The sequence below is a fragment of the Marinobacter sp. L-80 genome (assembly GCF_056859395.1).
Genome location: NZ_JBSXOI010000074.1, coordinates 148361 through 175271, shown reverse-complemented (window position 1 = coordinate 175271; position 26911 = coordinate 148361). Strand labels below are relative to the sequence as shown.

Here is a 26911-nt window from a genome sequence, read left to right as displayed (position 1 = left end):
TGGAGCAGCTTGCCAGGACCGTCGAAAGCCAGGGATGGCTTTCGCCGAGCGTACAGGGACGTATTTACAGCGTGTCCTGGCAAGCTGCTCCACCCGCGCGCTCGACTACTCCGAAGCGGAAGGAACATGAATTGAGAGCCTACGCCGACAACGATTACCCGGCAGATCATAAACCGGACTGGAAAATCATTTCAGGCCTCTGGCCCTATCTGGCCGAATTCCGCGGCCGGGTAGTCCTGTCCCTGGTTTTGCTGGTGTTGGCCAAGCTGGCGACCGTTGCCACGCCCATTGCCCTGAAATACATCGTCGACTACCTCGACCAGAACCGCGGCGCGGACATGCTGCTTTGGATCCCGGTGATCCTTGTGGTGGCCTACGGCGCGTTGCGCTTTGGCGCCACCCTGTTCAATGAGCTTCGGGATGCGGTATTTGCCCGGGTAGCTGAACGGGCCATGCGCCGGGTGTCCCTGCGAGTGTTCGAGCACCTGCACCAGCGGGAACTGGCCTTCCACCTGGATCGAAAGACCGGTGGCCTGGCCCGGGATATCGAGCGGGGTACCAACGGCATCAGCTTCCTGCTGCGTTTTACCCTGTTCAACATTGTGCCCACCCTGCTGGAGATCCTGATGGTCGCCGGCATTCTTTTCGTGGTGTTTAACGTGAGTTATGTGCTGGCGATCCTGGTAGCCGTGGTGGTGTATGTGGTCTTTTCCATCAAGATCACGGAATGGCGGACGAAATTCGTGCGCGAAGCCAATGCCCGGGATAACCAGTCCAACTCGCGGGCCATAGACAGCCTGTTGAACTATGAAACCGTCAAATATTTCAATAACGAGCGGTACGAGGCCGAGGTTTATGATCGGGATCTGGACGACTGGGAACAGGCCCGTCTGAAAAACCGCCTGTCCCTGGCCGCGCTTAACTCCGGTCAGGCATTGATTATCGGTTTGGCGATGATCGTGATCATGGCCATGGCGGTCCGGGAAGTGGCCAGTGGTGAGATCACCCTCGGTGACTTCACCATGATCAACGCCTACCTGCTCCAGTTGTTCATTCCCCTGAACGCCCTGGGGTTTGTCTATCGCGAAATCCGGCAGGCACTGGTGAATGTCGAGCGCCTGTTCAAACTGCTGGCGGACAAACCGGCGATTGAAGATGCTCCGGATGCTACCGAGCTGGCCGTGAATAGGGGCGAAGTGCAGTTTGACCACATCCACTTTGCTTACCGACCGGACCGCCCGATTCTGAAGGATGTGAATTTTTCCATCCCGTCCGGCCACAAGATTGCCGTGGTGGGAGCCAGTGGCGCCGGCAAGTCCACCCTCGCCCGCCTGCTGTTCCGCTTTTACGACGTCGATCAGGGCGCCATAAGGATCGACGGCCAGGACATTCGGCAGGTGACCCAGGACAGCCTGCGCTCGGCGATTGGTGTGGTGCCTCAGGATACGGTGCTGTTCAACGATACCCTTTACCAGAACCTGGCCTATGGCCGGCCGGAAGCCACGGAAGAAGAGGTGTACCGGGCAGCTCGAATGGCTCACCTGGAAGACTTTATCCACAGCTTGCCGGAGGGTTATGAAACCAAAGTCGGCGAACGGGGCCTCAAGCTCTCCGGTGGTGAAAAACAACGGGTGGCCATTGCCCGGGTGATCCTGAAGAACCCGCCGTTGCTGATCCTGGATGAGGCCACGTCCTCCCTGGATTCACTCTCGGAGCAGGCCATTCTTGGGGCTCTCAACGAGGTCAGCCAGCAGCGGACCACCCTGGTGATTGCCCATCGGCTGTCCACTATCCGCGATGCCAATACCATTCTGGTGATGGATGCGGGACGAATTGTTGAGGGTGGCAGTCACAACGAGTTGTTGGCCGCCGGTGGCTACTACGCCCATCTTTGGGCACAGCAGCACAGCCGTGACGAAAAAGGCAATGAAGACAAACAGGACGCCAGTGACTAGTTCGCCCTGAGCCTTTCGGCCAGGCCGGAGGCCCGGACTACCTGCTGCCCCACGGCGTCCCTGAGCACCTCCACGTTGCCGGCAATCAGGCTGAACCAGTTTCTGGCGCGGGTGATGCCGGTATAGACCAGCTCTTTTGTCAGGACCGGGCTCAAACGGTCCGGCAAGACCAGGCAGGTGTGGTTGAACTCCGAACCCTGGGATTTGTGCACCGTCATGGCGTACACGGTTTCCAGCTGCTGTAGACGACTGGGCGAGATCCAGCGAATACCGCCAGCGGTGTCGCTATCCGGAAACGCCACCCGCAGGGTATAGCGGGGCTCACCGGTGTCGGTCCGATCCCAGGGCACGTTGACGGCAATGCCAATGTCGCCGTTCATCAGGCCCAGGTTGTAGTCGTTGCCGGTAATCAGCACAGGCCGGCCCTCATACCAGCCCTCGGCCCGCGGGATCAGTTTTTCAGCCAGTAACTGCTTTGCGATCCGGTCGTTGAGGCCTTCTACGCCCCAGGGGCCCTTGCGCAGGGCACAGAGCACCTGAAAGTCACTGAAGGCTTCAAGGAGCTGCACCGCCATCGCATCCCAGTCTTCGCGGGGGCTGTTTTCGTTCAGGCCATGATTCTGCAAGCGTTCGAGGTAATGGCGGTAACCAACGGGTGGTGGCAGGCTCTGACCATTCACTTGCCGGCCCTGCCCGGCATTTCGGAATGCCTCTGGTGAGCCGGTGATGGCATGTCGACACACCAGGTCCAGGGTGTCTTCCGTGTCCCCACTTTTCGACCGGCTGTTAAGCAAAATTACGTCGTCGAATTCTGCTTGCCGGATCTGGCGCAACATGGCGTTATCAAGCGCGTTAGTGTTCACTGCTTCGGCAAAGGCGCGGATACCGCTGTCCTCCCGGAACCGGTAGCTCTTGCGCAGCATGGCCACGGCCTGATCCATGGGTTGGCCGGTTTCGTCCACCAGTGACTCCGGTATCTCGCCTTCGGCCATGGCGGCCAGCCACCGGGCCGTCTCCGGTGTGTAATGCGCCAGCAACGCCCGCTGGCAAAGTTCCCCCAGTACTGCACCGGCGTCCACCGAGGCCAGCTGGTCCTTGTCGCCCAACAGGATCAGCTGGGCGTTGGCGGGCAGGGCATCAAACACCGACGCCATAAGATCCACGTCCACCATTGAGGCCTCGTCGATCACCAGGATATCCACCAGCAAAGGGTTGTCCCGGTTATGGCGGAATTTGCGGGTATCCGGCCGGCTGCCCAGTAACCGGTGCAGGGTAGTGACCCTGGTGGGGATATCATTCAGGTCCACGTTGCCCGGCAGTTCGGCAAGGGGTAACCGGCTCACTGCACCACCGATGGATTCGTTCAGTCGGGCCGCCGCCTTGCCGGTCGGGGCTGCCAGGCGGATCCGGTATTTCCGACCGGCCCGTTCGGGGGATTCCCCGGCGACGGCCTGCAGGGCCGCCAGCAGGTTGACCACGGTGGTGGTCTTGCCGGAGCCCGGCCCGCCGGTGATCACGGCGAAATGGTTGCGGGCCGCCAGGGCACAGGCCAGTTTCTGGTAATCCACCGGTTCTGACGACCGGAACAGCGTATCCAGAGCGAGAGACAGGGTGCGGGCCGGACCGGATTCCGGATCTGCCAGGGGTGATGGCAAAGCCAGGCGGTGCCGGATACCCGCCGCAATGCGTTGTTCGTAGCGCCAGAATCTGCGCAGATAGAGCCGGGTTCCGTTCAGCACCAGGGGTGTTGTATGTGAGCCATCACTTACGGCGCAGGCGCCTTCCAGTATGATCAAGCATTCCGGCAGCGTTACAAGTGCAAGCACGTCGGCGGGCTTGGGCCGGTCCGGCTCGCTGGTGCCGGAATCGGTGAGCGGCTCCTGGACCGACTCCTCTGGCGGCAGTGACAGGGTATGCCCGGCATCGGCCAGGAGATTGCCCAGATCGACGCAGACATGGCCACGCCCCACCTGATGGGAGACCAGTGCCGCCAGCAGCAGGAGCAGTGGGTCCGGGCGTTCGCCCTGCTCTTCCGAGAGCTCCCGGATCAGCCGGGCAAACCCCACATCCAGCGCGCGGATCCACTCCGCCTGCTGCCAGTGCAGCAGCAGGGTCTCGGTTCTATCCGGGCTCGAGAGCAGATCGTTGATAGCGAAGGTGGTATCACCGGCAGCGGGTATGGTCGGCGTTTCCGCAGCGATGTCCTCCGCGAACAGATCAATCTGGTGGTCGGACTTTCCGGTTTGGGAGCGGGAACGGCTCATGCGGCCACCTCCGCAACCGACTCGCCATCAAACAGGGCATCCAGTTGTTCAATCAGGGCTCTGGGCGGTTTGTCGGTGAAGGCGCCACCTGTGCTGGAATCAATGCCTCGCAGGAACAGATACACCGCGCCGCCAATGTGTCGGTCGTAGTCGTAATCCGGCAAACGGGCTTTCAGCAGCCGGTGCAGGGCCAGCAGGTAGAGCACGTATTGCAGATCGTAGCGTTTATCCAGGATGGCGTTGCCCATGGCCTGATCGGTATAGGCGCTGTTGTCTTCGCCCAGGGTATTGGATTTGTAGTCCAGCACGTAATAGCGCCCGTTGTGTTCGAACACCAGATCGATAAACCCCTTGAGCATCCCGTTGAATCGGGTCTCTTCGACTCGGGGACGGTCCGCGCGATTCAGGGTGTGCACGGTTACCAGCTCGTCGAGTTTGCGGATACTGACGTTGCGGCTTTCAAACCAGAACTCCAGTTCCGGGCGCAGGGTGATCAGGTCCGCCAGGCAGACGGTTTCTGCACCGGCCCGGTCGAGGCTCAATGGTTTGCTGATCAATGCCAGCAACCAGCGCTCCAGCGGCTCCACCCATTCGTTCCAGCCACGAGTGCCGCAGCGCCGGGTCAGCTGCTCATGAAGTAGCGGCGGGTTATCCACAACCCGTTGAAACCCCTGCTGTGTGCACCATTCCAGCAATTCGTGCAGGAAGGTGCCGGGTCCGGCGCCTTTCGGAAAGTTATGCTGGTTGCGCTGGTTGGCCATTTGAGCCGGGTTTTCCTCTTCGTCCAGGGTACTTTCTTCCAGCAGGTTCTGGGTCTGGGCATCTTCCACCTCACCGGTAAACGCGATCCCGGTGCCGGTCATGCCGGTGTATTCGATGGAGGAGTAGCTGGCAATCCACCAGTCCTCTCTGGCCTCGCGGGAAGAGACCATGGCCGGGCCAAGCGCTTCCGGCGCCGGTTCGTGGTAGTGCGTGTCGTCCGGATCCGGTAACGGGGTTATCCGGATCTCTGCTCTGCCCTCTGCCAGTTTCCCCAGGCAGTCGCTGATACGGCTTTGCCCTTCGCTTCCAATCAGGTAGCCCAGTCCGCTTTGCTGCCAGTTGTCCAGGGCCGCCGTGCCGACCCAGGTGGCGAAGCGGGCCCGGGTCAGGGCTACGTAGAACTTGCGGATATCCTCACCTAGGCGCTCCCGGTCAGCCCTGGCCACGTCGTCCGGCGACGGGTCGAATACCGTGACCAGCCTGCCCTGCTCATTGTGATAGCGCACGAAGGCCTGCTTTTCACTCTGGGCGCGAAAAGCTGTGCCAAAGGGCAGAAACACCAGCGGGTACTCCAGGCCCTTGGACTTGTGCACGGTGATGACCTTCACCAGGCCGGCATCACTCTCCAGCCGCAGGGTACGGTGTTCATCTTCCTCGTCGGCTACACGCAGAATCTGGGTGTAGTGGTGCACCAGGGCATGTTCGCCGTCCAGTTGCAGGCTGTCCTGCTGCAGCAATTCGGCAATGTGCAGAATGTCGGTCAACCGCCGTTCGCCGTCAGGGCGTTGCAGTAACCGGCCTGGCACCTCGAAATCCATCAGGAAGGTTCGCAGCATGGGCAGTACACCCTGTTTCTGCCATTGCTGCTGGTAACCAATAAAGCGCTCGATTTCCCGTTCCAGCACGAGCTCGTCGGTCAGCAGCTGATTCATGGCATGCCAGGACTGACCGAGGGTGGGTGTAGCCAGGGCCGCGCGGATATAGGCCAGCTGCCGGGGCTCGGCAAACGCCCGCAGCCAGCACAGTATTTCTTTGGATTCCCGGGAAGTCAGCACCGAATCCCGGTCTGACAGGTAGACGCTCTTGATGCGTCGGCGACCCAGGGCGTCCCGCACCGCGCTGGCCTCGTTGCGGTTGTTGACCAGTATCGCGATGTCTTTCGGGGCAACCGCCTCCAGATCCTCCGGATGTTCCGGCAAGGCAAAACCCGCCTGCCCGACCTGGCCCAGGGTCAGCAAACGGGCGATCTCGCTGGCGCAGGTTTCTGCCACGTCGGCCGTGGCGGTGCCCTTGGCAATGCCTTTCGGATTGCCGTCCCTGTCCTCTTCCCCGGATTCGTGGGTCCAGAACACCAGGCTGGGTTGAACTTCTCCGTCGATCAACCAGCTTCGTTTGGTGCCGTTGGCGTCCACACCCTGGAACGGCAGCGGTGAGGTGTCGCCCTTGCCGAACAGGAAGGCGCCGTCCCGGCTGTTCTGGTCGCTGTGTTCAAAGACCCGGTTAACCGCCGCCACCATGGACTTGGCGGAGCGGAAGTTCTTACCCAGTGTGTAGGTGCGCTCTTTCACGCCCTGCCGGGCCTGCAGGTAGGTGTAGATGTCGGCCCCCCGAAAGCCGTAAATGGCCTGCTTGGGATCCCCGATCATCAGCAGGCAGGTACCGTGATCACTGCCCGCCACGTTGTAGATGCGGTCGAAGATACGGTACTGCACCGGGTCGGTGTCCTGGAATTCGTCAATCAGAGCAACGGGAAACTGGCGACGGATCGTCGCGGCCAGCTGGTCGCCCCGGGAGCCGTGCAGCGCATCGTCCAGCCGGGTGAGCAGATCGTCAAAGCCCATTTCCGAGCGTTTCTGCTTTTCTGACTCCAGCCGCCCGGCAATCCAGTGGCTGGCGTGGCGCAGAATGTCGGATTTGGCGTTGGGCTGGTTCTGGCTGAAATCCAGCAGCGCTCCGATGGCATCAAAGGCCGGGTGATGAGGGGCAGAATCATCGCCCTTGAGAATCTTGTCGAGCCCTTCGGGCGTCTGATTCTTGAAGCCCGCGGCGCTATCGATCTTTTCCGGCAAAAGGTCGTCCGATTCCGCCCAGGCAACCAGCAAGTCCCAGACCTTGATCATGGCATTCTTGCTGGCGCCATGGAGTCGCTTGCTCTTGTTCAGATCGTTCAGCAGCTCGATGACGTCATCGCGCCACTGGCTCCAGGGGTGGGCTTTCAGAGACTGTGACTGTTCCAGACGCTGCTGAACCACTTGATCAATGGCCTGATGAACGCTGTCCGGGGGTGTGCCCAGGCTCAGGGGATCGTCAATCAGATTGCGAACACCCTGGCGCAGGTCCCCGGGGGTTTTCCAGTGGCTCAGGGCCTCGTCCATCAGCGCCGGTGGCAGAGGATAGACAAAGGTGCGCCAGTAATCCCGGGCGACCTCGTCCAGCAATTCGCTCTGGTCGGTTTCGAGGGTGAGTTTGAACAGGCTGCCGCTGTCGAAGGCGTGCTCGCTGAGCATGCGGTTGCAGAAACTGTGGATGGTGGATACCGCCGCCTCGTCCATCCATTCGGCGGCCAATAGCAGCTTCTTTCGGCATTCCGGCCAGCTGGCCGGATCCGGGTAGCTTTCATCCCGTAGCTGGTAGATCAGTGCCGTTTCCGCGGGCGGATTGGGCTCGTCGGGCGCGTCAGAAAACACCTCGGCGGCCTGGGTGAGCCGGGTGCGGATACGGTCACGCAGTTCCTTGGTAGCGGCCTCGGTAAAAGTGACCACCAGCAGGTTGGGAGGCAGCAGGTTCTGCAGAGGGCTGTCGGGCGACTGACCGTGGCCAAGCACCAGGCGCACGTACAGAATGGCAATGGTAAAGGTTTTGCCGGTGCCGGCACTGGCCTCGATCAGGGCACTGCCGTTGAGGGCCAGTGCCAGGGGATCCAGATTCGGATTCCGGTTGGTCATCTGCTCGGTCATTCCAGGCCTCCGATCTGATCTGCAGCCGACTTGTCCTGCTCGGCTTCCCAAACCGGCACGTAGAGCTGATGAAGCAGGGCTTCGAATTCACCGCTGGCCATCAGCAGCTCCGGTGTTTCAAAGGCCCCTCTCAGGTAACCGGTATCCCGCTCCAGAGCAATGGAATAGGCCTGCTGCGCCTCCGATATGGCTCGTTCATGGTCACCGACGTACTTTTTGCTGCCGTAGAAACTGGTGATCCAGGCAAAGCCGGCCTCGCAGTGAATGGGCAGCGCCCGGGTGGTGGCGTCCATCCATCCGCTGAGCACCGTTTCGAACAACGGTCTGGCCCGCTCTGGATGCAATGGAGCAAAGCGGAATTTCCGTCCCTCCTCCTTGCCCAGAACCAGGGTCTCAAAAGGTTGACCGCCGAGCTGGCCTGCCAGATGGATCAGCCAGTCCCGCATCAGATTGGCATAGCGTACTTTCTTGCTGGATCCTGAACCGGTCAGCAGGCTGGAACTCGCCACCACCAGCCGGCACAGTTCCCCCTGGGCATTGCAGCGCAGGTTGTCGATCAGATCCGCGATTTCCACCGAACCCAGGGCGCTTTCAAACCGGTAATCAAAGGGCAGCGGTTCAGCAACCGCTTCCGGCCAGTCAGCCAGTGCGTTCTGGTAACGCTCGAACAGATCGGGCAAGCGCCCCGCCAGCTCGGAACGCAGGCGGTGTTCGGTCACGCCCATACCCAGGTCCCCGCGTCGGGCCATGCGGTCCAGAGTTGCCTGCAACCGGTCGTGCAGTTCCTCTTCGCTGCTGGCTTTCAATAGCCCGTCCTGGATCAGCTCGTTGTCCAGGCGCCAGCGGTCGAGGCCGTCCAGCTCGAAATTCTCGTTGTCGGTGTCGTCGTCTTCGACATCCTCGAAGCGCACCTGCAGCCGGCGCTGGTAAAAGGTATCGATGGGCTTTTTCAGGAAAGCCGCCAGATCGTTCAGACTGATGGGCTCTTCGGGCGCCTGGTAAGGTAGTGCCGACTGTGTCTGCGCGGCAGCCTCACCACCATGGGCACTGCGCCATTCCCGCTCGTAGGTGAATAACCGGCGTGCCTCCAACACCTCGGCCAGGGGACGGGGCGAACTGTTTTCCCCCTTTCCACCCTCCTCCAGCCCGTTGGCTTTCGGGAAATAGCTCCGGCTGAACGGCTGCAACGGGTGTTGGGTCGTCAGTGCCTCGATGACCCTGGTTTCGGGTTGCCCTGACACAGACCAGAGACTGTCCAGATGATCCTGAAGCTGCCCCACCAGAACCGACGGCGGCCGTTCCGAATCGTCCTTGATGCTGCGGCCGACCCAGCTGATGTAAAGCTGCTCCCGGGCAGACAACAGGGCTTCCAGGAACAGGTAGCGATCGTCTTCCCGGCGGGATCGGTCCCCCGGGCGGTAATCCTGGGCCATGAGATCGAAATCCACCGGCGGCCGGGAGCGGGGATAGTCGCCGTCGTTCATGCCCAGCAGGCACACTTTCCGGAAGGGTATGGCACGCATGGGCATCAGGGTGGCGAAATTGACCTTGCCGGCCAGGAAACGCTGGTTCAGGCCGCCTTCATCCAGCCCCTCCAGCAGCACATCCTTGACGATGTTCAGGGGCAGGGTCTGTTCCTCAAGGCCCGCTGCCAGGGCGTCTTCCAGCCACTGCGCCAACTGGCGGCGGAAACGGTTCAGCAGCAACAGGTCGCTGCCTTCGACCTTATGGAAGAACTGCCCGAGCATCTCTGAGAACAGGCCCTCCCATTCGTCCGGTGTGCGATGGGTCTGCAGCGCCTGCCAGAGGGTTTCCAGCTGATGCACAAAGTCGTTCAGGCGGCCGGCAAGGCTGGCCTGCAGGCCCCCGATTTCCCCGAAGGGTTCCACACCGGCCCAGGGCTCATCGTCGCCCATGCCATAGCCCAGCAGCATCGAACGCAGCCCGGATTGCCAGGTGTTGCGCTCCAGCTCGGCGGGCAGGTCCAGGCTTTCCCGGTGCTGGCCGTGCAGACCCCAGCGGATATTGGCGCCCTCGACCCAGCGACGAGCCAGGGGGATCTCGTCTTCATTGATCCCGAAACGGTCCCGTATGCCGGGTACTTCCAGCAGGCTGATGATCTCACTCACCGCAAAACGGCTGCGGGGCAGTGACATCAGGGTTTCCAGAGCAATCAGCACCGGCTCGTGGTGGCGCTGGCCCTGGTCGGAAATGGCGAAGGGAATGTGGCGCTTCCGGCCCGGCTGGTAGCGGCCGAATACGGCCTGGATGTGGGGCGCGTACACGTTGATATCGGGCACCATCACGATGACGTCCCGGGGCCGCAGCGTGGGATCGACGTTGAAGGCGGCGAGAAGCTGATCGTGCAGAATTTCCACTTCCCGCTGCGGGCTGTGGGCCTCGTGGAACGCCAGGGAATGATCCCGCTGAATATCCAGTTGTCGTTGTTGCTGGCGGATTTCCTGGAGGGGCGTCAGGTTGTGGATATCGTTCTGCAGCTGATGCAGCAGGCGCGGTGCGTCCTCGTTGCCATGGTCCGAAAAAATATCGATTTTCTGGTCCGGAGTCTGGAAGCTGCCACGGTACTGGTCCGGGTTGTCGAACTCGTCCAGCAGCCGGATGTAGTCCCGGCCCTGCTTGCCCCAGGCGGCCAGCAGCGGATTGGCGTGCTGGTGCAGCTGGTCCGGATCCTCAATGGCGGAAAGTGCCGGATGGGTCCTGCCACGTTTGCGTTCGGCGGTGAGCAGCTCCCGGTCGCTGATGATGTCGGCCCAGTAGAACTGGCAGGGGTTGTGAACACACAGCACCACCTGACTGAACCGGCTCAGGACGTACAGGGCTTCCAGCGCTTGCCGGGGCAATGAGGAGACGCCAAAGACGACAATGCGGGTCGGCAGCCGGAACGGGTTGGCCGGCGCCTGAAGTCGCTGGCCCTGTTCCATGAACCGGGTATGGATCTGCGAGCGGCTGGTATGAGCGTCTGCGCCCACATCCTCAACCAGCCGGCGCCAGAGCAGGGGCTGCCAGCGGGTTTCCGCATCCAGAGGCTTTTCCTCGGCCCGGGCCGTGATAATCACGTCCTTGCCCTGCTCCCACGCAGCCAGCCAGTCGGCCCGGAACACCTGGTACTGATCAAACAGATCGGCCACCTTTTCCGCCAGCTGGAAATTGCGCAGGTCCGGATCGTTACCTTCCAGAAACCGGGCCAGCGGTGTAAAGGCCTCGTCCTGCCCCACCAGACGTGGCAATAACCGGTACAGCCGCCACACCAGCCGCCGTTTGTCGAAGGGCGACTGTTCCGGTACCTCACCGTCCGGAAGCACGGCCCGGTAGGCTTGCCAGATAAACCGGGCCGGGAACAGGAAATCCATACCGGCAGCGATCCCGAGGCCGCCCTCAAGGCCATCTTCGGTGCGCTTCTCCGCCAGCGCCAGCTTCAGCCACTGGGCAATACCGTTGCTCTGCACCAGGAAGGTCTCGCTCTCCAGTGGCGGCATGGGGTTGTGCCGACAGATGTAGACAACGGCCCGGCGCAAGTCTTCCAGATGGTTGGCGTGGATCGCGTGAAACCCGGGTTCGATCCTGGCGCGTTGCTCGGTGGGCTCGGTGGAGAGTGCGGCCATGAATTTCCTTGTCTGGTGTGCAGTTCAATCCTGTTGCCACAGGTTACCGTATGTGACCACAGATGCGGACTGTCTGAAACGTCTGATCTCCAAAAATCATAACGGCCCGTCGCGACAAACGGTGTCGTGAATTATCGGCAAAAGGGAGAAGCACTATGTGGACACTGATCACTGGCGCGGGGTCGGGCATTGGGCGGGCCCTGGCCCTGGAACTTGCTGCTCAAGGCCACGACCTGATCCTTGCAGGTCGCACCGTGTCAAAGCTGGAGGAGGTCGCGACAAAGCTCCGCGTGGAGGCGCCCGACCGTGAAGTGATGACGCTGGAAGTGGACCTTGCGGATCCCGAAAGCACCCGCAATCTGGCTCAACAGCTAAGTGATGCCGTCGATCATCTCTCAGCGTTCGTGTATTGCGCTGGCGTGGGTGAGCCGGCTGCGGATTTTGCCAGCCTTGGGCTCATCGATTTCCAGGAAGCCCTGGCCGTGAACGTGTCCGCGCCCATGCTGCTCACCCAATCGTTGTTACCGATACTCAAAGGGGGTGAACCCTCGTCGCGAATCGTGATGATTGGTGCGGGTATGGACAAGCATGCGCAACCCGGAACGGGCAGCTACGGGATCAGCAAGATGGCGCTGCGTCGGCTGGTGCGTCAGATGTCCGTTGAGTTCGACACCATGTCGGACGGGCCGGTTGTCAGCCTCTTTCAGCCGGGGCTGGTGGATACGCCGGGTATTCGAAGCCATATCGACAAGGCGGGCAAGTTAGATCTGCCCCACGCGGAGTGGCTGGCCAATCGTCTGACGTCGGGGGATTGCCTGAGTGCCGAACAGGCCGCCAGTGCCATCGTGTTTACGCTCAATCAGATACCGGAGAGCGATTTTCACGGGGCCGTTTTCAACGGCGCCGATCTGGTGGATTCGCTCTCATTCGCTGGAAGCTAGGGGAACGTCAAGCGGGCCCTAGAGAGGGACCCGCATGGTTTCGGAGCCGCTGTCAGGCATACCAATCATTTCATCGGTTCCAGTCGGCGGAATCACCTCGGTGCGCTCGACCTCGTATTCGTGGAAATGTTCTCGCACCGCGCAGGCGCCGGTGAACATGACTGGCTTGTCGTAGGGGTCCGTCAGAACGTAGCCCTGACCATCCAGATAGAACCGCGCCATATAATAGCGCCCTTCCATCGAGACAATCTCCAACAGAGAAATCGTGTCGTGCTTGTGTTTTTTCAGTTCGCCAGTGTCCATGTGCATGGGAAGTCTCCCGCAGGTTTGTTGTCGTAAGGAACAGTACGAAACGCTTTCCGTTACAGGTCATAAAACGAGCAATTATGAGCAGGATTGATTTGGTCAAAGCCGCCGTGGACGAGCAGTTGAATGACAGCTACGACCTGCTGGCCATGCGGATGCTGTTTCCCCCGGACCACGTGGAAGTAAAAATTGATCAGGAAATCAAAGACCTGTACGTGTATCCGGAAAGGCTCGATACCGGGTATCGCGACGAATGGCGTGCCATTGCCACCCGGGCCCTGTTCCGGAACGCCTTTGGCGATCACTGGCGGCCTGATGAAGATCATCTGGCCGGAGAAGGGGCGTCGGTGAGAGCAAGCTGGCTGGCGGAACGCGAATCCGGAGCCCTGATCCGACCGTATTGTTTAAAAGATGAACAATAGAGAGGTGCCATCATGGGTCACCAACACATCGTTTCCGGAAAGTGGCTGATTCCCGTGCTTCTGGCTTTCATTGGCTTCGCGGTTCTCGGGTCCCCACAGTCTGTGGCCAGTGACAAAGACGCAGAAATCCGCGACACCATCCTGCGCCAGATCGAAGCGTTTGCGAACAACGACGAGGAGCAGGCCTGGGCCCACGCCTCCGAGGGTATCAAGCGTCGATTCGGGTCGTCACAGGTGTTTGTCGATATGGTTCGTGAAGCCTACCCGGCGGTGCACAACGCCACGGCCATCGAGTTTACCCAGCGCGTGCCCCACGGCGCCTTTGAAATCCAGGTGGTGCGTTTGCAGGGGCCGGAGGGCAAGCGATGGGACGCCTATTACCGGATGGTGCTCACTGAAGGGGTCTGGAAGGTGGCCGGCGTGAGACTCCAGTCGGCCGAGCTGGGCATTTAACGGTATCAAACCAGATGGCGCCCACCATCCAGGGGCAGGGTGCGGCCCGTGATATAGGGGTTGTCCAGCAGAAACTGAAGCGTGGCGACAGCGACCTCAGCCCCCGGTTCTATTCCCATAAGCGACTTCTTCAGGGTTTTCTCCCGATACGCCTGGCTATCGCCCTGGTTGAACATGATCAGGGACGGCGCCACGGCGTTCACCTTGACCCTGGGCGCCAGTAGACGGGCGAACGACAGAGTCAGGTTAGTCAGGGCTGCCTTGCTGGCGGCATAGGCGATATGCTTCGCGCTGCCCTTCTCCACCACGTAGTCGGTCATGTGGATAATGTCGGTTGTCGAACCCTCCTGCTCCAGCATCGACCGGCACGCGAGGTTTATCCGGTAAGGTGTCATCACGTGAATCTGCATCATGGCGTTCATCACGTCTGCCGGGTCGGAGTCTTCGCTCTCTGGTATCCAGTCCGAGGCATTGTGGATAATGGCACGTAGCGTGTCCGTCCGGGATTTCAGGGCCTGGATGAAGTCATCAATGCCCGCATTCGTGGCAAAATCCGCATGGAGACACACTGCTCCCGCCTTCTGCAGCGCGTCGATGGCCGGTCGATAGGAGCGGTAGGTGACGATGATGGGCTGGCCGCGGTCAAGGCAGGCTCTGGCAAAGGCCAGGCCGATGCGTTGGCCGGCGCCGGTAATCAGGATGGGTGCGGTCATGGTGTTCTCCTGTAATCAGTGTCTTACCTACGTTAATGTCATGCCGACGGCTCAACGTGGTAGCGTCACTTTCCCGAACCATCTTGAAGGAAGATCAACCTGGCCATGTCACCGGCGAAGCGACAGAGCACACAACTGGCCACTGCGGATCTCGATAATCCGCTCTATTACCTCGAGAACATGGAAACCGTCCTTGGCTGGGTTCAGAGCCATCACGGTGACTTGCTGACAGCAGAAGAGCTGGATCGACTGGCCAGTTTTCATACCCTTTCAATGCCGGCCCGGGCCTTGCTGACCCGAATGGTGATGCGCACGGGCGATCTCTTCCGGTCGGACAAGCTCAAGTATCCGGAGCTCGGCGTACCAGAGGCCCGTGCCCTCGACGAAATCATGGAGGCAGGCTGGTTGGACACCGATCCTCTGCTCAGCCTGGATGAGCTGTTTCGGTTGTTCACGCTTGGAGAACTGCGTCCGGCCATGGAGCCGCTTTTAAAGGCGGCCGGAGAGCCCGCCAACCTGCCCAAAGGCCGGATGCGGGACGCTCTGCTTCTGCGATTTCCCGACCCTCTGATCGTTGCCGACTGGCTCGGCCAGCACGCCAGACCGGTTATCAGGCTCAAAACCATGGCGTTGTTTGACCGGGTGCGCCTGATGTTTTTCGGCAACCTCCGCCAGAGTTGGTCCGATTTTGTGCTGGTGGAACTGGGCCATCAGCAGTATGAGCCGGTGACCTTCACGCCTGATTCCCGGGCGTTCCAGTATCGTTCAGAGGTCGACCTGTATCTTGCCATGCACCAGTGCCGGGAATGGCTGGACCAGGGCGTACTCGCCCACGAGGTTTGGCAGGCGGTTCCGGCACCCTCGGATAACGCCTGGCTGACCAGCCGCCGGGACCGGCTGTTGCTGGAATTGGGCCGGCAGGCAGAGCGCCAGGGGGAACGGAAGCTGGCGTTGGAGGCTTTCGCCAGCAGCGGCCATCGGGAAGCGCGGCTGAAACAGCTCCGGTTGCTGGAGCGGATGAAGCGTCACCAGGAAGCCTGGGCCATTGCCTCCGAGTGGCAGAACCAGGAACTGAGCGATGCTGAAGCCCAGGGCCTGGCGCGGATTCTCAAGCGGCTTGCGAGCCGGCTTGGCGAGATACCGCCACCGCCCCCAGAGCAGCCGCTCATCCGGGAGATCACCTTCACCCTGCCGAAGCCAGAGGTCGGGTCGGTCGAATACGCCGTTCGGGACCACCTGTATCGGGACGAGGCGCCCGTGCTTTATGTGGAGAACACCCTGATCAACGGCCTGTTCGGCCTTCTGTGCTGGCAAACCATTTTTGCGCCGGTGCCGGGGGCCTTTTTCCATCCCTTCCATGTGGGCCCGGCGGACCTGACCCGGGAAGATTTCGTCAGCCGTCGGAAGGGATCGTTCGAGCAATGCTTTGCGCGGCTGGCGGATGGCAGTTATCGGGAGCGGATACTGGCGAATTACCGGGCCAAACAGGGCACCACCAATCCGTTCGTCATCTGGCCGGTCATCACCGAGGAACTGCTGAGCCTGGCGCTGGACTGTCTGCCACCGGCGGATCTGGAACGCCTGTTCCGTCGCCTGCTGTTGAATATCCGGGAGCATCGTAGCGGCTTTCCTGATCTGATCCGGTTTCTCCCCAATGCGGCTGAGCCTGACAAGCGTTATGAAATGATCGAAGTGAAGGGGCCGGGTGACCGTTTGCAGGACCACCAGATTCGTTGGCTCGAGTTCTTTGCGGTTGAAGGCATCCCCGCCAGTGTTTGTTACGTGCGATGGCAGGCGAGCGAGGCGATGGAATGACGGTGACAGTTGCCGTCCGGACTCTGTGCGAGTTTGCCGCGCGTAAGGGCGACCTGGACTTCCGCTATACCCCGGCACCCAGTGCCGAGGAGGGCATTGCTGGCCATCAGGCAATCCAGTCCCGGCGCGGCTACGGCTATAAAAGCGAGCATTTACTGACCGGTGAATGTATGGGGTTATTGCTTTCCGGCCGCGCCGATATCTATAACCCCCACCGAGGCCGGCTGGAAGAGATCAAAACCCATCGGGGCGACCTGTCCCGAATCCGTGAGCATCAGCGGGCACTCCATCGCGCTCAGCTGAGAGCCTACGGCGCGCTGTTGTGCCGGCAGGAAAACCGGAAAACCCTGGAGCTGGCACTGATCTATTACGACACTGGAAGAGACAAGGAAACGCCAGTGGTGGAGACCGCCAGTGCCAAAGAGCTCTGGCAGGAACTGGAAACCCTGTGTAGTCATTACAAGGCCTGGGCTGAGCAGGAAGAACATCACCGCGAGCAGCGCAATGTCCTGCTTTCAGGCCTTAGATTCCCCTTCCCCGCATTTCGCCCCCGGCAGCGCCAGCTGGCGGAGACGGTGTACAAAAACTCGGTAAAGTCCGGCACCCTTTTGCTGGAAGCCCCCACAGGCCTGGGCAAGACCCTCGGCACCCTGTTCCCGGCGTTGATGGCGATGCCAGCAGCCGGCCAGGACCGCCTGTTCTACCTCACCTGTCGCAATACCGCCCGTCAGCTGGCCATGGATGCGGTAGCCCGCCTGCGTTCGGCTCAAGCTGCCCAGCATTGGCCACTGCGAACATTGGAACTGGTCTCGAAAGACGATGCCTGCGAGCACCCGGACAAGGCCTGTCATGGCGATTCCTGCCCCCTGGCTAAAGGGTTTTTCGACCGGCTTCCTGACGCCCGGGCGGAAGCCGCCCAGAGCGAAGGCACGCTGGATCAGCACACTCTGGCGAAGATCGCCGCCGGTCACGATATTTGCCCCTACTTTCTGGCCCAGGAAATGGCCCGGTGGAGCGATGTGGTGATCGGGGATGTGAACCGGCTGTTCGATCAATCCGCCCTGCTCCACGGTTTGATTCGCCAGAACAGCTGGAAGGCCAGCGTGCTGGTGGATGAGGCCCATAACCTGGTGGACCGTGGCCGGGGTATGTATTCGGTTCGGCTGGATCAGCAGCGCTTACTGAGGATCAAAAAAACCGCACCGAAGCCGCTGAAATCCGCCATCGATCGCACCGCCCGCGCCTGGCAGAGCCTGATCCGGGATTACCAGGCTGATACAGAAAGCCCGGAGTTTCTGGAGACACTGCCGACGCAATTGCTGGGTGCCCTGCAGGCCATGGTCTCGAATCTGACCGATTACCTGGCCGATAATCCCCCGGATCTGGCCCTGCAGGAGCTGTTGTTTGAAAGCGTCGCCTTCATGAAGCTGGCGGACTCCTTTGGTGATCATTCCCTGTGTGAGTTCCAGCGCGCCGGTCGGGGGCGGGCCAGCCTGACCATCCAGAACCTCATTCCGGCGGATTTCCTGAGGGAAAGGTTCGAGGCGGCGCATTCGGTTCTGCTGTTTTCCGCCACCCTGAGCCCCGGTGTTTACTTCCGGGATTTGCTGGGGTTGCCCGAGGATTCCCGTTTTACCTCCTTGCCCAGCCCGTTCAGCGCCGACCAGCTGCAGGTGCAGTTCACGCCTGGTATCAGCACCCGCCAGGCTCACAGGGAGGCATCACTCAAACCGATTGCCGACCTGATCGCCCGCCAGTTCCGTGAGCGGCCCGGGCATTACCTGGCGTTTTTCAGCAGCTTCAAATACGCGAAGCAGGCCAGCGACGCGTTGGCGGAGCATGCGCCGGATATACCCCAGCGAGCTCAGCAACCGGGCATGTCGCCTCAGCATCGAGCAGACTTTCTGGCCGGTTTCCGGAACCCGGAGGGCAGTGTGGCGTTTGCGGTGTTGGGCGGGGTGTTCAGTGAAGGCATTGATCTGCCCGGCGATCAGTTGATCGGTGCCTTTGTGGCCACCCTGGGCTTGCCGCCGTTCGATGCCTGGCATGAAATCCTGAAGGGTCGCCTCGAAAAACGCTTCGGCGCCGGCTATGACTACACCTATCTGATTCCGGGGCTGCAGAAAGTGGCCCAGGCGGCGGGGCGGGTGATTCGCACCCCGGAAGACCGGGGGGTGATCTGGCTCATTGATGACCGGTTTCTGCAGCCGGCCATCAGCAGGTTTTTTCCGCGCTGGTGGTTTGCACAGGGCGACTCTGCCGATCCGCGGCCCGAGTCTTCAGAGACCGGTTAATCACTATGGTGTCTACAGGGCCTTCCTGTGCAATAGCCGACAGTGCCTGCTCAAGTGTCGCATTGGCGATGGCCTCATGATCCTGGGGCAGAGAGTTGACCGCCAGTGGAAGAAAGTCCAGCAGCCGGTCATCGCCGAAGGTCGCTATTTTCAGAGCCTTCGGAAGCGGGTCCGGCTGATCGAGCAGAACATCCAGAACCCCTTGAAGCAGTGTGAAAGAGGCTGTAACCAAGGCATCCGGCAAGCCATGGTCAGTCAGGATCCGACGCATCATTGCGGCACCGGAGGCGCGATCGTAGTGGAGGCCACTTTCTACCAGCGGGGCAATGCCGGCCTCATTTGCGGCCGCCATAAAACCTTCCCGGCGCTCCCGGGTCATGGCGATCTCCGGCACGGCATCCAGCCAGGCGATACTGCCGGTTTCTCCTTCCAGCACAGAACGGGTCAGGATCTCGGCTGCTGAGCGGTTGTCGCTGACTACACATCGAATCTGATCCGGAGACTGGGCGCGATCAACAGCAATCACCGGTAGACCTTCTTTTTGCAGTTGGGGATAAAAGGGGTCGTCCAGGGACAGAGCACTGGCAACAATCAGGGCGTCGCAGCGCCTTGCTTTCAGTGCTCGGGCCAGGGATTTTTCGGTCTCGGGGTCGTCATCAGAGCCGGCAATCAGGAGCTGATAGCCTCTCGCCCTCGCGCCCTGTTCAAGCAATTTGGCCAGGCGGGCATAACTGGTGTTCTCGAGATCTGGCAGAATAAATCCGAGGGTCCGGCTGGCCCCACCCCGTAGCGCTGCCGCCTGGGTATCTACCTGAAAGTTGTGCTTATGAGCCACCGTAAGCACTTTTTCGATGGTGTCCTGTTTGATGCGCCGTGCAGCCCCCTGACCATTAATGACATAGCTGGCCGTGGTTCTTGAAACGCCGGCAAGCAGGGCAAGTTCTGCAAGGGTCATGGACGACAGCTCCGATTAAAAGATTGCTTGATTTCTGATCATATCTGTTTCACCATCGATTTTAAGCATGCTGACACGATTCAGCAAACAAAAACTGATACGCAGTATCAAAACAAAAAGCGAGGCAACCTCATGCTGACGCTAACTGCCAATGACGTTCGATTGGGTGCCACTGCCTCTGACTGGCAGGACGCACTGCAACAGGCTGCTCGAGACCTTGAGCGCGCTGGCCGGACTTGCCCGGAATACCTGGCTGGAATGAACGCCCGTGAACAACAGTCTTCCACGGTATTGGGCAACGGCATCGCCATTCCCCACGGTACACCGGAAAGCCGGGATGCCGTCCTTGAAACCGGTGTTCGCATTCTTCAATTCCCCGAGGGGGTCACCTGGCACGATGGTGCGCGGGTAAATGTACTGGTGGCCATCGCTGCACAGTCCGACGAGCACCTGGATATTCTCCGACATTTGACCCGGGTACTGGATAAGCCAGGACTGGCTGAGAAGCTTGGCCATGCTACGGATGCCGCGGAACTGGTTGCCTTGCTTTCCAAAGCTCCGGCCGTTGCCAAATGCGACAGCGAGACGCTCTGTCTGGGAATAGATGCCTCCACACCGAACGAACTGGCCTTGATTGCAGCTGCACGTCTGCAGAGTTTGCGGTGCGTCGACACGGATTTTCTGGCCAGCATTGTCGGCCAACCGCCGGTGGACCTTGGTCAGGGCTTCTGGCTGACCCACCACACTGTTGGCGCCAGGCGCCCGACCCTTTCATTGGCAACACCAAAGCGTGCAACTGCGGAGCTGCGTGGGGTGTTCTGTCTGGCCGGACCCGGTGATGAGTGCCATGACCTGCTGGAGCGCATCGATACTTTCCTGGCTGGTGATGAACCTATTCTGGGCCTGAGTGCTGAGGCTTTGTTGGCAAGGCTTTCCGGCGAGGCGGCCGACGCAGTGACGGCTAAAGTCACCCTGTTGAATACCCATGGCCTACACGCGCGACCCGCCAAGCAACTCGTCCAGGAGGCGCGTCGCCACAATGCCAGTATTCGGTTGCGCCTGTTGGAAGGCGAAGGTGCCGCAGTATCCGCTACCAGCCTGACTCGGGTGATCGGCCTGGGCGCCCGCAGGGGTCAGACGTTGCTGCTTTCGGCGACTGGGGATGACGCAAGCCAGGCCATTCAGTCTCTGACCAGCGCCATTGAAGGCGGCCTGGGTGAAAAAGTTTCTCCATTGCGGTCTGCGGATCCGCAAACCAAGGTGCCTGAAGCCGAACAGGCTCCCGCACTGACGGATGATCAGCCGGTTAAAGCGGTTGCCGCATCTCCCGGACTGGCGCTGGCACCGGCTTTCGTCATGCGACAGCCGACCCTTGAATATCCGCAATTCGCAGAAGATAGCGAACAACAGATCCAGCGCCTCAAACAGGCCGTCGATAGTGCTGACGGTCAGCTTCGAACCCTGATCCGTCAGGCGGAAGGCGGCGAAGCCGCGCCTATTCTCTCGGTTCACGTGGAAATGCTTCAGGACGAAGATCTCTACCAGGCTACGTTGGAAGCGATCAACGAAGGGGCGTCCGCCGAGGCAGGTTGGTGGAAAGCCATAGATACCGCGGCCAGGGCCCAGGAAGCGCTGGCGGACCGTTTGCTGGCCGAACGTGCCGCGGATCTGCGGGATGTCGGGCGCCGGGTCCTGTCCAACCTCTGTGGCGTGGCCATGCCGACGCCGCCGGACACTCCTTATATCCTGGTGGCTGACGATCTCGGGCCATCGGATGTGGCTCGGCTGGATACCACCCGGGTGCGCGGCCTGGTCACAGCCCGCGGGGGAGCGACGTCCCACAGTGCGATTCTGGCGCGAGCCTTGGGTCTGCCAGCGGTTGTGGGTGCCGGTGAGCGAATACTGACTATCCTGAATGGCTCTGATCTGGTGGTGGATGGCGAACGGGGCTGCCTGGTGCCCAACCCCGGGGCCGAGCGATGCGAAAAGATCCGTCGCAGTTTGCAACAACTAGAAGCGTTGCAGGCCGAAGCCCATGAAAACCGCAATCAGCCTGCTACCACCGAAGATGGCCATACCATCGAAGTCTGCGCCAATCTCGGCAACACCGCCCACACCCCGGATGCCGTAGAACGGGGTGCCGACGGTGTTGGCCTGCTCCGTACCGAGTTCATTTTCATGGCCCATCCGGAGGCGCCGGATCTGGCTACCCAGGTCACTGAATACCAACATGCGTTTGATGCCCTGAACGGCCTGCCCCTGGTGGCCCGTACTCTGGACGTGGGCGGCGACAAGCCCCTGGATTACTGGCCGTTGCCCCAGGAAGACAACCCGTTTCTGGGCATGCGTGGTATCCGGTTATCCCTAACCCGCCCGGACATTCTGGAAACCCAGGTGCGGGCGCTGCTGACCGCCGCCGGCGACCGGCCCCTGCGCATCATGTTCCCCATGGTCAAGGATGTGGAAGAGTTCCGGGCTGCCAGGGCAATTGTCTCCCAGGTGCAGGCGGAGGTGGCGGCCAGTGATGTTCAGGTCGGTGTGATGATTGAAGTGCCCTCCTGCGCGTTGCTGGCTTCGACCCTGGCGCCCCAGGTGGACTTCTTCTCGGTTGGCACCAATGACCTGACCCAGTACACCCTGGCCATCGACCGTGGCCACGGGCAGCTTTCGGCTGAATCAGATGGTCTGCACCCGTCAGTATTGCGGCTGATCCGAATGACAGTTGAGGCGGCCCATGCCCACGACCGTTGGGTCGGGGTGTGTGGGGAGCTGGCCTCAGATCCCCAGGCGATTCCGGTTCTGGTCGGGCTGGATGTCGACGAACTGTCTGTGACCAGTCGTCGGGTGCCCCTGGTTAAGGCCTGTATTCGCGGTCTGAACCTTGAAAACGCCCGACAACAGGCTGAAAAGGCGCTGTCTCTGGCAACGGCGTCCGAGGTACGTGATGCCCTGGAGGCCTGGTGATGGCCCGTATCCTGACAATCACCCTGAATCCTGCTCTAGATCTGAGTGTTGAGACGGCGCCCCTCACTCTCGGAGAGGTAAATCGAACAGGTCATACCCTGATGGAGCCGGCCGGAAAAGGCATCAATGTGGCTCGGGTGCTCGCGCGTCTGGGCCATTCGGTCACCGTTGCAGGCCTGTTGGGCGACGCCAATGCCGCGCCCTTTGAACGTCTGTTTGAGGCAGAGGGCCTGCAGGACAGTTTTGTACGCGTTCCCGGCCAGAACCGAATCAACATCAAGATTGCTGAGGCTGGCGGCCGGGTAACCGATCTGAATGGCCCCGGTTTCCGGGTCCCGGATGACGCAGTTCAGCGCCTTCAACTCCGCCTTAAATCCCTGCTGCCGGAATGCGACGCGGTGGTCATCGGAGGCAGTTTGCCAGATGGCTTTCCGCCTTCTGGATTGGCAAACCTTGTCGAGCAAGCTTCCCAAGCAGACAAACCGGTATGGCTGGATACCAGTGGCGAGGGTCTCAAGGCCGGCATCAAAGCTGGCCCCTTTGCCATCAAACCCAACACGGATGAGCTGTCTGACTGGGCCGGCACACCCCTGAAGGATTTGGCCTCAGTGGCAGCTACGGTTGACGGCATCCGTGCCGGCGGCGTGTCCCACGTGGTGGTATCCATGGGCGCGGATGGCGTGTTCTGGTCGTCAACGGCCGGCACCTTGAGATCGCAGGTACCTCCGGTCTCGGTGGTCAGCACCGTGTGCGCCGGCGATACGCTGCTGGCGGGCATGCTTCACGGTGTGCTTCTGGGCCAGCCCGACGAGGCAATATTGAAGTTTGCCACCGCTTTGTCTGCCGAATGCGTGCAACACATTGGCGTCGGAGACCCCGAGGCCCCGGACTTTCCCTCCCTTCTCCAACAAACCCGGGTGCAGCCGTGGCCCGCGGAAAACAACACCGGAGAGATACGGTTATGAATCTGATCATTGTGACTGCCTGCCCCCAGGGCGTGGCGACTCGTTTTCTGGCTGCCCGGGCCCTTGAGCGTGCGGCGAACCGGCGCGGCTGGTCTGTTACCACTGATACTCGAGGCCCGGATGGTAAAGCCGACAACAAGCCCAGCGAAGAGGCTATCCGACAGGCCGATCTTGTTATTGCCGCGGTCGGTGTCCCGGTAGATCTGGACGCCTATGCAGGCAAGCGGCTGCTGCAGATTCCGGTCACCGCGGCCCTGCCAGACCCGGACGCCATCCTCACCCGGGCGCAGGCGGAGGCCACACCCTGGGACCCGGCAATGGCCAGTCAGGAATCTATCGCAACCAGTCCCGGTGTCGGCAGTGGCTCTGCCGGTAAGCGGATCGTTGCCGTTACTGCCTGTCCCACTGGCGTCGCCCATACCTTTATGGCGGCGGAGGCACTGACCGCTGCCGCGGAATCCGCGGGCCACAAGATCCGGGTGGAAACCCAGGGCTCAGTTGGCGCGCAGGATCCTCTAACTGCCGAAGAAATTGCTGCTGCCGACGTGGTGATCCTGGCCTGTGACATCGAGGTGGACCCAGGACGCTTTGCCGGCAAGCGGGTATGGCGGACCTCGACCGGTGCGGCCCTGAAAAAATCAGCCGATACCGTCCGTGATGCACTGGCCGAGGCCGTGGTTTTTGAAGGCGGCCAGCAGAAAGCTACCAGTGGTGCCGGAGGCGGCGAAAAGCGAGGGCCCTACAAGCACCTGCTCACCGGCGTGTCCTTCATGTTGCCCATGGTGGTTGCTGGCGGTTTGCTGATCGCACTGTCCTTCGTGTTCGGGATTGAAGCGTTTCAGGAGGAAGGCACGCTGGCCGCTGCCCTGATGCAGATTGGTGGCGGCACGGCGTTCAAGCTGATGATTCCATTACTGGCTGGTTACATCGCCTGGTCGATTGCCGACCGTCCCGGTCTGGCCCCGGGCATGATCGGTGGGTTTCTGGCGGGTGAGTTAGGAGCTGGGTTCCTCGGCGGTATTGTGGCGGGTTTCCTGGCCGGCTATGTCGCGCGCTTTATCAGCCAGAAACTGCCGATGCCGGAGAGCATCGAATCGCTGAAGCCAATCCTCATAATTCCCTTGCTGGCCAGTCTGGTGACGGGCCTGGGGATGATCTATGTGATCGGAGAGCCCATGGCCGCCATCATGGGCGCCCTGACCGGTTTCCTCGAGAGTATGGGAACGACCAATGCGATCCTGCTTGGTGGCATTCTGGGCGCCATGATGTGCTTTGACCTGGGAGGACCTGTCAACAAGGCGGCCTATACCTTCGGCGTGGGTCTGCTGTCTGAGGGCAGCGGCGGCTCGGCACCCATGGCGGCCATCATGGCGGCAGGAATGGTACCGGCCATCGGCATGGGTGTGGCGTCGTTCATCGCCCGGCGTAAGTTTGCAGAGGCGGAACGCCAGGCCGGACGGGCATCATTTGTCTTGGGATTGTGCTTCATCTCGGAAGGTGCAATACCGTTTATGGCAAAGGATCCGTTGCGGGTTATCCCGGTGTGTATGATCGGTGGCGCAATTACCGGTGCCCTGTCGATGCTGTTCACCGTCAAGCTGATGGCACCCCACGGCGGGCTGTTTGTGCTTGCCATTCCGAATGCGGTTAGTACCGTATTGCCCTATCTGATTGCGATTACCGTGGGATCACTGGTGATCGGTTTCGGTTACGCGTTGCTGAAAACCGGCAAGGCGGAAGTGGCGACAGCGGTAAGCTGAAAATGTAAAAATTGCGGCCCTCGTCTGAGGGCCGCAATTAATCAACCGAATACAAAGAACGCCAGCTTGTTACCGTCCGGGTCTTTCACATAGGCGCCGTAGAACTGGTCCGGAATTCGCTGCCCGGGCTCGCCGTCGCAGGTGGCACCAAGTTCGATCGCTTTCTTGTACATGGCATCCACACCCTCTTTGGAACCCGCAGGAAGGGCGACCATATTGCCGTTGCCGGGATGGTTGGGCTCTTCGTTGAAGGGAACGCAAACGGCGATCATGGGCTCGCTCATGCGCTTGCCGATAAAGGCGATACGGCCCATGTCCAGAAGCAGCTTGGCCCCCTGGTCGCTCAACAATTCGGCATAGAATGCCTTTGCTCTTTCCATATCACTGACGCCAAGGGTGACGTATCCGATCATGCTTTTTCTCCATTCGGGTTGTTGTCGAACGCCAGAATACGCTGTTTTTTGGCTGTCAGCTCTTTTCAGCGCCGATTTCGCTGACGACGACCTGATTTCTGCCTGCCCGTTTTGCCTGGTAAAGCAACTGGTCGCATGTGGACAGCAGATCCCGCACACCGTTTATGCTTTGGTCCCAGCATACGACCCCGGCACTCAAGGTAACGTTGAAGGGAGTGTCATCTTCACTGAGAAAACTCTCTGTCTCCATACCGATACGCAGGGACTCGGCAACTTGGCGAGCATCACCTAAGGTGGTGTGAGGCATCAGAACGATAAACTCTTCGCCTCCCGTGCGCGCAACAATGTCGGTTTTGCGAGTCCGCGTTTCGATCAGATTGGCCACCGTGCGCAATACCTTATCGCCGGTGAGATGGCCCCAGGAATCGTTGACGCTTTTGAAGAAATCGATGTCCAGGGAAAGCAATGAGAACGGATGGTTATAGCGGGCGGATTGGTCAGCCAGTTCCTCGAGTTTTCTGAGCAGGTATCTCCGGTTATAGAGCCCTGTCAGTTCATCGGTAATCGTGAGGGCCTCCAGCTGGAATTCCAGGCGCTTCTGGTCGTCGATATCCGTAATAACGCCATGCCAGGTAGTACTACCGTCGGGATTTCGCTCTGGCTGGGAAACCCCTCGCAACCATTGGGTCTGGCCATCTTTGATGATGCGGTATTCACAAACCCATTCGCTTAGCGTCTTGCGGGAGAGTTCGATAGTCTCGTGAACTTTTGCGACATCCTCTGGGTGAATGGTTTCGAACATCCGTTCCGGGTTGGTCTGGGTTTCCGCGGCCGTTACGCCATAGAAATCCTTGGCCTTGCGGCTCATATAGGGGAAGTGAAAACTGCCATCTTTATTGAGAGTAAAGGTATATATGACCCCGGGGAGAGATTCGGCAAGCTGCTGCAGCTGGTGCTGGGAAACTTTCTCTTCCGTGACATCAAGATGCGTACCCATCAGCCAACGGCTTTCTGCCGTCTGGTCATTGTTGAACAGGGTTCCGCGGGTGTGGATGTAACGCCAGTCACCGTCCTTGTGAAGCATGCGAACCACGCACTCGAACTTGGTGGCCTCCCGGTTAAGGTAAGCATTGAGAGCCTCGTGCGCTGATTCGACATCGCTGGGATGACTGAGGCGCTCCCACGTCTCGAAGGATAGAGGTTCAAGCTCTTCCAGGGTATAGCCGAGCATACTGGCCCAGCGTTCGTTGAAGATAATTTCGCCGGTGTCCAGATTGTATTCCCAGGTACCCGCGCCAGTACCATCGAGAATGGCATTGAGCCTTGTTTCTGCAGACAGATGCATGTGA

17 protein-coding genes are annotated in these 26911 nt (G+C 60.4%); 9 read left to right on the top strand and 8 right to left on the bottom strand.

The window, feature by feature from the left end:
- Nucleotides 1-131 precede the first annotated feature (131 nt).
- On the top strand, nt 132-1955 hold the full coding sequence (locus AC13E3_RS16800; protein WP_482902257.1) for an ABCB family ABC transporter ATP-binding protein/permease: 1824 nt from the start codon (nt 132-134) through the stop codon (nt 1953-1955).
- Here AC13E3_RS16800 and recD read toward each other — a convergent pair.
- The 3 genes from recD to recC are packed head-to-tail and all read right to left on the bottom strand — an operon-like array spanning nt 1952 to nt 11561.
- The gene (recD, locus tag AC13E3_RS16795; protein WP_482902256.1) at nt 1952-4219 is read right to left on the bottom strand and encodes an exodeoxyribonuclease V subunit alpha; all 2268 of its coding nucleotides are present in this window, start codon (nt 4217-4219) and stop codon (nt 1952-1954) included. The two genes, AC13E3_RS16800 and recD, sit on opposite strands and share 4 nt — an antisense overlap.
- Nucleotides 4216-7938 carry an exodeoxyribonuclease V subunit beta gene (gene recB, locus AC13E3_RS16790; protein WP_482902255.1) on the bottom strand — a complete coding sequence of 1241 codons (3723 nt, stop codon included), beginning with the start codon at nt 7936-7938 and terminating at the stop codon, nt 4216-4218. Before recB ends, recD begins: the two co-directional genes overlap by 4 nt.
- Nucleotides 7935-11561 (bottom strand): exodeoxyribonuclease V subunit gamma, encoded by a 3627-nt coding sequence (recC, locus tag AC13E3_RS16785; protein WP_482902254.1) that lies wholly within the window; start codon nt 11559-11561, stop codon nt 7935-7937. The genes recB and recC overlap by 4 nt, the downstream gene beginning before the upstream one ends.
- Nucleotides 11562-11716: 155 nt before the next feature.
- On the opposite strand from recC, the gene AC13E3_RS16780 reads away from it, so the two are divergent.
- A complete protein-coding gene (locus AC13E3_RS16780) occupies nt 11717-12502 on the top strand; it encodes an SDR family NAD(P)-dependent oxidoreductase (RefSeq protein ID WP_053113407.1) in 786 nt (261 codons plus the stop codon).
- An 18-nt stretch (nt 12503-12520) separates the two neighbouring features.
- Here the strand turns inward: AC13E3_RS16780 and AC13E3_RS16775 are convergent, their stop codons facing one another.
- Nucleotides 12521-12811 (bottom strand): DUF6482 family protein, encoded by a 291-nt coding sequence (locus AC13E3_RS16775; protein ID WP_014578848.1) that lies wholly within the window; start codon nt 12809-12811, stop codon nt 12521-12523.
- Nucleotides 12812-12888: 77 nt separating this feature from the next.
- Between AC13E3_RS16775 and AC13E3_RS16770 the strand changes: the two genes are divergently transcribed.
- Nucleotides 12889-13230 (top strand): hypothetical protein, encoded by a 342-nt coding sequence (locus AC13E3_RS16770; protein ID WP_288365720.1) that lies wholly within the window; start codon nt 12889-12891, stop codon nt 13228-13230.
- Between the two features lie 12 nt (nt 13231-13242).
- Nucleotides 13243-13683 carry a DUF4864 domain-containing protein gene (locus tag AC13E3_RS16765; protein ID WP_273045192.1) on the top strand — a complete coding sequence of 147 codons (441 nt, stop codon included), beginning with the start codon at nt 13243-13245 and terminating at the stop codon, nt 13681-13683.
- A 5-nt stretch (nt 13684-13688) separates the two neighbouring features.
- Here AC13E3_RS16765 and folM read toward each other — a convergent pair whose 3' ends face one another.
- Nucleotides 13689-14396, bottom strand: coding sequence for a dihydromonapterin reductase (folM, locus tag AC13E3_RS16760; RefSeq protein WP_053113411.1), 708 nt, complete (start codon nt 14394-14396; stop codon nt 13689-13691).
- 105 nt (nt 14397-14501) lie between these two features.
- Here folM and AC13E3_RS16755 point away from each other — a divergent pair, with 105 nt between their 5' ends.
- The gene (locus AC13E3_RS16755; RefSeq protein WP_273157787.1) at nt 14502-16211 is read left to right on the top strand and encodes a VRR-NUC domain-containing protein; all 1710 of its coding nucleotides are present in this window, start codon (nt 14502-14504) and stop codon (nt 16209-16211) included.
- Entirely contained in the window at nt 16208-18505 is a 2298-nt protein-coding gene (locus AC13E3_RS16750) for an ATP-dependent DNA helicase (protein WP_227510507.1), read from the top strand. The genes AC13E3_RS16755 and AC13E3_RS16750 overlap by 4 nt, the downstream gene beginning before the upstream one ends.
- On the opposite strand, the gene cra is transcribed toward AC13E3_RS16750, so the two are convergent.
- Entirely contained in the window at nt 18426-19460 is a 1035-nt protein-coding gene (cra, locus tag AC13E3_RS16745; protein WP_482902253.1) for a catabolite repressor/activator, read from the bottom strand. The genes AC13E3_RS16750 and cra overlap by 80 nt on opposite strands.
- A gap of 132 nt (nt 19461-19592) precedes the next feature.
- On the opposite strand from cra, the gene ptsP reads away from it, so the two are divergent.
- From ptsP to AC13E3_RS16730, 3 genes are read left to right on the top strand one after another with little or no spacing between them, the layout of a single operon-like run.
- The gene (gene ptsP / locus AC13E3_RS16740; RefSeq protein ID WP_482902252.1) at nt 19593-22424 is read left to right on the top strand and encodes a phosphoenolpyruvate--protein phosphotransferase; all 2832 of its coding nucleotides are present in this window, start codon (nt 19593-19595) and stop codon (nt 22422-22424) included.
- Nucleotides 22424-23389, top strand: a complete 966-nt coding sequence (gene pfkB, locus AC13E3_RS16735; protein ID WP_482902251.1) for a 1-phosphofructokinase — start codon at nt 22424-22426, stop codon at nt 23387-23389. Before ptsP ends, pfkB begins: the two co-directional genes overlap by 1 nt.
- The gene (locus AC13E3_RS16730) at nt 23386-25149 is read left to right on the top strand and encodes a PTS fructose-like transporter subunit IIB (RefSeq protein WP_273157783.1); all 1764 of its coding nucleotides are present in this window, start codon (nt 23386-23388) and stop codon (nt 25147-25149) included. The genes pfkB and AC13E3_RS16730 overlap by 4 nt, the downstream gene beginning before the upstream one ends.
- Nucleotides 25150-25190: 41 nt before the next feature.
- Here AC13E3_RS16730 and AC13E3_RS16725 read toward each other — a convergent pair whose 3' ends face one another.
- Together AC13E3_RS16725 and AC13E3_RS16720 are read right to left on the bottom strand one after the other, a co-directional pair.
- Nucleotides 25191-25562 (bottom strand): VOC family protein, encoded by a 372-nt coding sequence (locus AC13E3_RS16725; protein ID WP_104270983.1) that lies wholly within the window; start codon nt 25560-25562, stop codon nt 25191-25193.
- 55 nt (nt 25563-25617) lie between these two features.
- The gene (locus AC13E3_RS16720; protein ID WP_273157782.1) at nt 25618-26907 is read right to left on the bottom strand and encodes a diguanylate cyclase; all 1290 of its coding nucleotides are present in this window, start codon (nt 26905-26907) and stop codon (nt 25618-25620) included.
- Nucleotides 26908-26911 lie beyond the last annotated feature (4 nt).

Bases quoted from the DNA above. Each gene is read 5' to 3' on its own strand.
- recD (WP_482902256.1), bottom strand. From the start codon at position 4,219: ATGAGCCGTTCCCGCTCCCAAACCGGAAAGTCCGACCACCAGATTGAT.
- recB (WP_482902255.1), bottom strand. From the start codon at position 7,938: ATGACCGAGCAGATGACCAACCGGAATCCGAATCTGGATCCCCTGGCA.
- recC (WP_482902254.1), bottom strand. From the start codon at position 11,561: ATGGCCGCACTCTCCACCGAGCCCACCGAGCAACGCGCCAGGATCGAA.
- AC13E3_RS16780 (WP_053113407.1), top strand. From the start codon at position 11,717: ATGTGGACACTGATCACTGGCGCGGGGTCGGGCATTGGGCGGGCCCTG.
- AC13E3_RS16775 (WP_014578848.1), bottom strand. From the start codon at position 12,811: ATGCACATGGACACTGGCGAACTGAAAAAACACAAGCACGACACGATT.
- AC13E3_RS16770 (WP_288365720.1), top strand. From the start codon at position 12,889: ATGAGCAGGATTGATTTGGTCAAAGCCGCCGTGGACGAGCAGTTGAAT.
- AC13E3_RS16765 (WP_273045192.1), top strand. From the start codon at position 13,243: ATGGGTCACCAACACATCGTTTCCGGAAAGTGGCTGATTCCCGTGCTT.
- folM (WP_053113411.1), bottom strand. From the start codon at position 14,396: ATGACCGCACCCATCCTGATTACCGGCGCCGGCCAACGCATCGGCCTG.
- AC13E3_RS16755 (WP_273157787.1), top strand. From the start codon at position 14,502: ATGTCACCGGCGAAGCGACAGAGCACACAACTGGCCACTGCGGATCTC.
- AC13E3_RS16750 (WP_227510507.1), top strand. From the start codon at position 16,208: ATGACGGTGACAGTTGCCGTCCGGACTCTGTGCGAGTTTGCCGCGCGT.
- cra (WP_482902253.1), bottom strand. From the start codon at position 19,460: ATGACCCTTGCAGAACTTGCCCTGCTTGCCGGCGTTTCAAGAACCACG.
- ptsP (WP_482902252.1), top strand. From the start codon at position 19,593: ATGCTGACGCTAACTGCCAATGACGTTCGATTGGGTGCCACTGCCTCT.
- pfkB (WP_482902251.1), top strand. From the start codon at position 22,424: ATGGCCCGTATCCTGACAATCACCCTGAATCCTGCTCTAGATCTGAGT.
- AC13E3_RS16730 (WP_273157783.1), top strand. From the start codon at position 23,386: ATGAATCTGATCATTGTGACTGCCTGCCCCCAGGGCGTGGCGACTCGT.
- AC13E3_RS16725 (WP_104270983.1), bottom strand. From the start codon at position 25,562: ATGATCGGATACGTCACCCTTGGCGTCAGTGATATGGAAAGAGCAAAG.
- AC13E3_RS16720 (WP_273157782.1), bottom strand. From the start codon at position 26,907: ATGCATCTGTCTGCAGAAACAAGGCTCAATGCCATTCTCGATGGTACT.